This is a genomic window from Microcoleus sp. Pol10D4 (genome assembly GCF_036701555.1).
In the GTDB taxonomy this organism is placed as follows: domain Bacteria; phylum Cyanobacteriota; class Cyanobacteriia; order Cyanobacteriales; family Microcoleaceae; genus Microcoleus.
In genome coordinates this window covers 1-5,515 of sequence record NZ_JAUBRA010000138.1, presented here as the reverse complement: position 1 = coordinate 5,515, position 5,515 = coordinate 1, and the positions used below count along the sequence as shown (strand labels likewise).

The window sequence follows — 5,515 nt, the reverse complement described above, 5'->3', positions numbered from 1 at the left end:
GATTTAACAAGCTCCTAAATTCACTTATCATGCTTTCCTACTTTTGTCAAGTTCTAATACTGTACCTACGCCCTAGCATAAGAGAAGTTTGGCAACGGATTCGCTTTCTTCGGATGTAACGGATTATTCTCGTTTCCCGGCTCTGCCGAGGAACGCAGAACCAGAGGCTCTGCCTCGATTTTCCCAAAAAAAACCTCCAATAGAAAGACAGATGTTTATTCCCAAAATAAGGAGAATTCATGAAACCTAATAATTTGCTGAATGATGTTTTACCAAGATATTTTCAAGAAACGATAGAGTTAGCGCAAATGCTTTGGCAGCGCCACCCAATCCCGGTGCAGCTATTTCTGGTAATGTGTTTTAATGCGATAATTGCCCCCGCTGTTTACGCGGCTGCGGGTGAAGATTTGACCCGAAAAGCTGTCGGGGGTTTAAGTCTCCTGGGTTTGGTGGTTATCGCCCTTTCTATTTACCTGTGTGTAGTCATCTTTCAGCCGAAAAGATTTTAGTTAATAATTAAACCTTAGCAAATAACCAAGCGACTAATTTATGAGAGAAATAATTAGAGCCATTCGCCTTACCTTGGTTTTGTGGGGAATTACAGCCATTATTTACCCTTTAATCTTGCTAGTAATCGGTCAAATTGCCTTCAACTCACAGGCAAACGGCAGCTTAATTACCAAGCAAGGAGTTCTAGTCGGTTCGTCGTTAGTTGGTCAACCTTTCAGCTCGGATAAATATTTTTTGGGTCGTCCCAGCACGACAAATTACAGCAGTTTTGCGACCGAAAATTACGATACAACAAAGGGAGAAAATTTAAGTCAAAGAACAGGTGTTTCGGGAGGTAGCAACATTGCTCCCAGTAACTCGGATTTGCTGAAGCGAGGTAATGAGAAAGATGGTTTTCAGGTGGTGCAAGTTGAATTAGACCGCCTCAACAAAGCTGGTATCAAACGGACTGCCGATTTAGTCTACACCTTTGGTTATAGCCTCGATCCGCACATTAGCCTAGAGGCAGCTAGGGCGCAAATTCAGCGGATAGCAACGGTGCGATCGCTCAATTTAAATCAAGTAGAAATGTTGGTAGCCAAAAATACGCATGGCAGATTTATCGGCATTTTCGGCAAACCGCGAGTTAACGTCCTCAAACTGAATCTGGCTCTCGACCGTTTACAATAGTTGACAGTCATTAGTCATTAGTCATTAGTCATTAGTCATTAGTTATTAGTCATTAGTCATTAGTCATTAGTCATTAGTCATTAGTTATTTGTTACTTGTAGCAACTGACAATCCCTAACTGACAACTGACAACTGACAATCGCCAACTGACAATCGCCAACTGACAACTCACTACTCAGCTATGATTCACTCTAGCCAAATTACCAACAATCCAGACGCGGTTTACGCCCAACCGAACCGCACTTACGATCGCACCCCCCGCCGGGGAAAGCACAAAATATTTATCGGCATGGCCCCCGGTGTCGGCAAAACTTTCCGAATGCTGGAAGAAGGACACAGGCTCAAATCTGAAGGCATTGATGTGGCAATTGGACTGTTAGAAACTCACGGGCGGAAAGAGACAGCAGCTAAAGGCGAGGGACTAGAAATAGTGTCCAAAAAACAAATGCTGCGCGGCGAAAAAATGCTCTAGGAAATGGATACGGATGCTGTCATAGAACGCCGTCCTCAATTAGCATTAATAGACGAACTAGCTCATACAAACATTCCTGGTTCTCTGCGAGAAAAACGATATCAAGATGTCGAAGAAATTCTCAAAGCTGGGATTGATGTTTTCTCCACCCTCAACATTCAACACATAGAAAGTCTCAACGATTTAGTAGCTCGAATTACCGGAGTTGTAGTGCGAGAACGAGTGCCCGATCGCGCCCTAGAAGATGCTGACAAAATAGTCGTTGTCGATGTCACGTCGGAAACTTTAAAAGAAAGGTTGCTAGAAGGAAAAATTTATGCTACCGAAAAAATTGAACAATCTTTAGAAAACTTTTTCCAGCGCCGTCATTTAATCGCTTTGCGAGAAGTTGCAGACACTCTTGAAGACGATGCAGCAACTTTAAAAGGTCAACATTGCAACATTCACGAACGAGTTTTAGTGTGCATCTCGACTTATCCGAATTCCTTACAACTGCTGCTGCGGGGCGCGAGGATTGCTAGCTATATGAATGCCCAGTTTTATGCTCTGTTTGTCAACGATCCAGACCGATTTTTAACAAAAGCAGAAAGCTTGCACGTTGAAACTTGTGAGAAACTCTGTAAAGAATTTAATGGGCAACTTTTGCGGGTAAACGGCACTAATATAGCCAAAGCGATTTCGGAGGTAGCTAAACAGTATCGCATTACTCAAATTGTGATCGGCGAAAGCCAGCAATCGCGCTGGAAATTGTTGCTGCGGGGTTCTTTGACTCAACAGTTAGTGCGATGCTCAAACACGTAGATTTGCACATCATCGCTACCGAAAAAGTCAGTAGTCAGTAGTCAGTAATCAGTAGTCAGTAGTTGTGAATTGTGAGTTGTTAGTTGTGAGTTGTTAGTTGTTAGTTGTTAGTTATTAGTTGTTAGTTATTAGTCATTTAGCATAAAAACTGCAACTTTTGGAGGATAGCTGAATCTAGCGGGCGGTGGATGCGACCGAAGGTTTTACCTGTTAGGATCGCACTTGGTAAACCTGATTAAAAGTGCGATCGCTATGGTGGATATTTACATTTTCGACTTGCTAGCTATTGGCATCCTCCTGCTGACCGTCACCTTGGGTTCTGGATGGATTTCGCGATTCCCTGTATCTTATGCCTTAATTTATCTAGTTGTCGGTATCGGATTGGGGCCCTACGGCTCCAAGCTGATTAACTTGCGTCCCGAAGCTCAATTTATAGAAAGACTTACAGAATTTGTAGTTATTGTTTCTCTGTTTAGTTGTGGCTTAAAAATGAACCGCCCGCTGAAACTTTGGGCTTGGAATTCCACAGCGCGGCTGATCGGTTTTTTAATGCCAATTTCTATTTTTGCGGTTGCGGCTGTCGGTCATTGGTTTGTGAAATTAGATTGGGGCCCAGCGATTTTACTTGGAGCAATTCTCGCTCCCACCGATCCAGTTTTAGCCTCAGAAGTTCAGTTAGCTAATCTAGACGATCGCGATGAATTGCGCTTTGGTTTAACATCAGAAGGCGGTTTAAACGATGCTTTAGCTTTTCCCTTTGTTTATTTCGGCATTTATGCGCTAAAAGATGACAACTGGCAGAACTGGTTTTCGCAGTGGGTGGCAGTTGACTTGATTTGGGCGATTGGCGCAGCTATCGTTATGGGAATTTTAGTAGCTAAAGCCGTCACCTGGATCGATCGCCGACTCCAACGCTATCAACCAGCAGATCAATTAATGGAAGATTTCATTGCTCTCAGCATAATCCTGATCACATATTCCCTCACAGAAGTAGTCAACGGCTACGGATTTCTCGCAGTTTTTGTAGCAGGAATTGTGGCGCAGCGGACTTATTGCGACACAGAAAAACCGCTTTCCCAACTGCACTTTACCGAGCGCATAGAAAAGTTAATGGAAGTAGCAACTATTTTACTATTAGGTTCGCTTTTGCGCCTAGAGCCTATGTTGGCATATGGAGGATACTCGCTCTTAGTAGCTGGATTGTTGATTTTTTTAATCCGGCCTCTGGGAGCTTGGATTAGTACGATCGGCAGTCCTTTGCATCCCGCCAGCCGCTGGCTTTACGGTTGGTTCGGCATTCGTGGTGTGGGTTCTATCTATTATCTTACCTATGCTTTCGGTCACGGTTTGAAAGGCGAAACCGCCGAAAAAATTGCCTGGATTACTTTTACAACGATCGTAATTTCTGTGATTCTGCACGGCATTACTTCCACGCCGTTAATGAACTGGTACGAGCGTCGAATCAAACCTAAAGTACCGGATTTAATTTAATTAATTCACGCAAGTCATACAGATTGTATGCGATATTTGTAGGAACACGGCGCTGCCGTGTCCTTACCCGGATATGCGAATTTCACGAAATACTCTAAACAGGTTTCACCCCAACTAATAAAGCGAGTTCCCGCTACTTCCAATAACAGTCTGCATCCTCAAAACCAATTTCTCTAAACCAGCGCAATTGCGTTTCCACATCCAGCAATTTATTAGAGGGATCGTCTGGTCGATCGCCCATACCGACCACCTCTAGAAATTTCTGATGCAAAGCCTCTGTTGCGGACGCTACGTGCTCGAAATTGCAAAAAATGCCTCCGGGTTCCAAAAGCTCGAAAATTTCGGTGTAAAGCGAACGTTTGCGATCGTCTTCTACGTGGTGAATTGCCAAACTAGAAACAACTGCATCAAACTTGCCCAAATCCGGCAGCGAGTCGTCGAAATTGTGCTCGATTACCGTAACATTTTTGTCATCAGCAAAACGAGTTCTAACTTTTTCCAACATTGTAGGTGAAAAGTCGATCGCCACACATTCAACATTCGGGCGATCGCACTTTAGCAAACCCAACAAACGCCCGTCTCCCGTACCCACATCTAGAATTCGCTTGACAGTTTTCGGCACTTCCCCCAAAAGTACCGCTTCACCTTCAGTGCGCTGAGGAACGCTATCAGCCTTAGCAAGATACGACAAAGCGTGTTCCGCAGAAGTCCAAAGATTGACTTGACTCCTTATTTTTTAATCCTCATCAATTTTGCCGTTTTTATGCGTAAAAATCCAACCATTATTGTTAGATTTCGCGATTAAGTAGGGTGTGCAATGCACAACTTACTACTATGAGTCAGCTTTCGCCCCAACTAATAAAGCGAGTTCCCGCCACTTCCAATAACAGTCTGCATCTGTAAAACCAATTTCTCTAAACCAGCGCAATTGCGTTTCCACATCCAGCAATTTATTAGACGGATCTTCGGGTTCGTGACTAATACCCAGCGCCTCTCGAAATTTATCGTGTAAAGCGGGAGTTGCGGACGCTACGTGCTCCAAATTGCAAAAAATGCCTCCCGGTTCCAAAAGCTCGAAAATCTCAGTGTAAAGCGAACGTTTGCGATCGTCTGCTACATGATGAATCGCAAAACTAGAAACAACCGCATCAAACTTGCCCAAATCTGGTAGCGATTCATCAAAATTGTGCTCGATTACCGTGACATTCTGGTCATCAGCAAAGCGAATTCTGGCTTTTTCCAGCATTGTCGGCGAAAAGTCGATCGCCACACATTCAACATTTGGTCGATCGCACTTTAGCAAACCCAGCAACCGTCCGTCTCCCGTGCCCACATCCAGAATTCGCTTAACATTTTTCGGCACTTCCTCCAACAAAACCGCTTCACCTTCAGTGCGGTGAGGAATTCCATCAGCTTTAGCAAGATACCACAAAGCGTGTTCCGCCGAAGTCCAAAGATTCACTTGACTCATAAATTTTTAATCCTCATAAATCTCTCATAAAAATCAATACGGGATGCGGGAAACTCAGCGGCTTTAGCCCTGAGAGGGAAGCGGAGCGGGGGACTTCAGTC

At 44.1% G+C, this 5,515-nt stretch carries 5 protein-coding genes and 1 pseudogene; 4 read left to right on the top strand and 2 right to left on the bottom strand.

From position 1 onward, the window contains the following. Window positions 1-239: 239 nt before the first annotated feature. From QUA36_RS30640 to QUA36_RS30625, 4 genes and pseudogenes are all read left to right on the top strand, one after another. Window positions 240-509, top strand: coding sequence for a potassium-transporting ATPase subunit F (locus tag QUA36_RS30640; RefSeq protein ID WP_333460093.1), 270 nt, complete (start codon window positions 240-242; stop codon window positions 507-509). Window positions 510-549: 40 nt separating this feature from the next. Continuing rightward, window positions 550-1,179, top strand: coding sequence for a K(+)-transporting ATPase subunit C (gene kdpC / locus QUA36_RS30635; RefSeq protein ID WP_333460092.1), 630 nt, complete (start codon window positions 550-552; stop codon window positions 1,177-1,179). Between the two features lie 181 nt (window positions 1,180-1,360). After that, window positions 1,361-2,493 (top strand): annotated as a pseudogene (locus QUA36_RS30630) (sensor protein KdpD). 211 nt (window positions 2,494-2,704) lie between these two features. Next, window positions 2,705-3,943, top strand: coding sequence for a sodium:proton antiporter (locus tag QUA36_RS30625; RefSeq protein WP_333460091.1), 1,239 nt, complete (start codon window positions 2,705-2,707; stop codon window positions 3,941-3,943). A 133-nt stretch (window positions 3,944-4,076) separates the two neighbouring features. Here QUA36_RS30625 and QUA36_RS30620 read toward each other — a convergent pair whose 3' ends face one another. Both QUA36_RS30620 and QUA36_RS30615 read right to left on the bottom strand, forming a co-directional pair. Beyond that, complete coding sequence (locus tag QUA36_RS30620) at window positions 4,077-4,634, bottom strand: class I SAM-dependent methyltransferase (protein WP_333460090.1); 558 nt, start codon at window positions 4,632-4,634, stop codon at window positions 4,077-4,079. Between the two features lie 141 nt (window positions 4,635-4,775). Next, window positions 4,776-5,414, bottom strand: a complete 639-nt coding sequence (locus tag QUA36_RS30615; protein WP_333369179.1) for a class I SAM-dependent methyltransferase — start codon at window positions 5,412-5,414, stop codon at window positions 4,776-4,778. Window positions 5,415-5,515 lie beyond the last annotated feature (101 nt).